General features: G+C 45.8%; 2 protein-coding genes. Both read right to left on the bottom strand.

Annotated features, from left to right (window positions below):
• On the bottom strand, positions 1 to 164 hold a 164-nt coding region (locus tag A3763_RS12305; protein WP_156495067.1), incomplete at its 3' end, for an ATP-binding cassette domain-containing protein.
• 75 nt (positions 165 to 239) lie between these two features.
• Positions 240 to 1,658, bottom strand: a complete 1,419-nt coding sequence (gene sufB / locus A3763_RS12300; protein ID WP_068760082.1) for a Fe-S cluster assembly protein SufB — start codon at positions 1,656 to 1,658, stop codon at positions 240 to 242.
• Positions 1,659 to 1,683 lie beyond the last annotated feature (25 nt).

Genomic DNA, 1,683 nt, shown 5'->3' with positions numbered 1-1,683 from the left:
ACTTCATAAGCTTCATTGCCTGCAAGCACTTGCGATAAAGTACTTTTACCCGAGCCGTTTGGCCCCATAATCGCGTGAACTTCGCCTGCCTTCACTTCAAGGTTTAAGCCTTTCAGGATTTGTTTGCCTTCAACATTGGCATGTAAATTTTCGATCTTTAGCATTGTCTCTCTCTTTAATGCTTTTGGTCATCCCCGCCAGGGCAGGGGCCATTGTATTTTAATTGATTTAGAGTCTTATTAACCGACGGAGCCTTCAAGGCTGACTTCTAATAGTTTTGTTGCTTCGACAGCAAATTCCATCGGTAGCTCTTTAAATACTTCTTTACAAAATCCGTTAACGATCATTGATACTGCATGTTCCGCATCAATGCCACGTTGCTGACACAAGAACAGCTGGTCATCACTAACTTTCGATGTGGTGGCTTCGTGTTCAACGACTGCTGATTTATTCTTACTTTCGATGTAAGGGAAAGTGTGAGCGCCACACTTATCACCAATCAATAGCGAGTCACACTGAGTATAGTTTCGAGCGTTCTCGGCGCCAGGGCCAATACGAACCAAACCGCGATAGCTGCTGTCACTCTTACCGGCTGAAATACCTTTAGAAATGATAGTGCTTGAGGTGTTTTTACCCAAGTGAATCATTTTTGTTCCGGTGTCAGCTTGCTGGAAGTTATTGGTCAGTGCCACAGAGTAGAATTCACCAACACTGTTATCACCTCGCAAAATACAGCTTGGATACTTCCAGGTAATTGCTGAGCCGGTCTCAACCTGAGTCCAGCTAACCTTGGAGTTTTTACCGATACAAGACGCGCGCTTGGTCACAAAGTTGTAGATACCACCCTGACCATTTTCATCACCTGGGTACCAGTTTTGAACCGTTGAGTATTTGATCTCGGCGTCATCAAGAATGACGAGTTCCACAACGGCTGCATGAAGCTGGTTCTCGTCACGCATCGGTGCGGTACAGCCTTCAAGATAGCTGACATGGCTGCCTTCATCGGCAACGATCAATGTTCGTTCGAACTGCCCGGTGTTTGCTTCATTGATACGGAAATAAGTGGATAGTTCAAGTGGGCAGCGAACGCCTTTCGGGATATATACAAAGGAGCCGTCACTGAATACGGCAGAGTTAAGTGCCGAGTAATAATTGTCACGTTGGGGGACAACACTTCCTAAATACTTTTTGACTAGCTCGGGGTATTCGTGAACTGCTTCAGAAATAGGGCAGAAGATAACGCCAGCTTCCGTAAGCTTCTCTTTGAAGGTAGTACCGATAGAGACACTGTCGAAAACAGCATCAACTGCAACACCTGCCAAACGAGCACGCTCATGTAATGGTATGCCCAGTTTCTCGTAAGTTTCGAGCAGTTTAGGGTCGACTTCATCCAAACTTTGCGGCGCATCGTCCGGGTTTTTGGGAGCGGAAAAATAAGCGATGTCGTTAAAGTCGATTTCCGGGAAGTTTACCTGCTGCCATTCGGGTTGTTCCATATCCAGCCAGCTTTGATAAGCTTTCAAACGCCACTCTAGTAACCACTCAGGCTCATTCTTTTTTGCCGAAATACGACGAATGACATCCTCGTTTAATCCGGGTTCAAAGGTTTCTGACTCAATATCGGTCACAAACCCATGCTCATACTCTCGTTTAATCAGGTCTTTTACGGCCTTATCGGAGTCA

Source organism: Oleiphilus sp. HI0128 (assembly GCF_001635365.1).
This window is presented reverse-complemented; position numbering and strand designations above follow the sequence as displayed.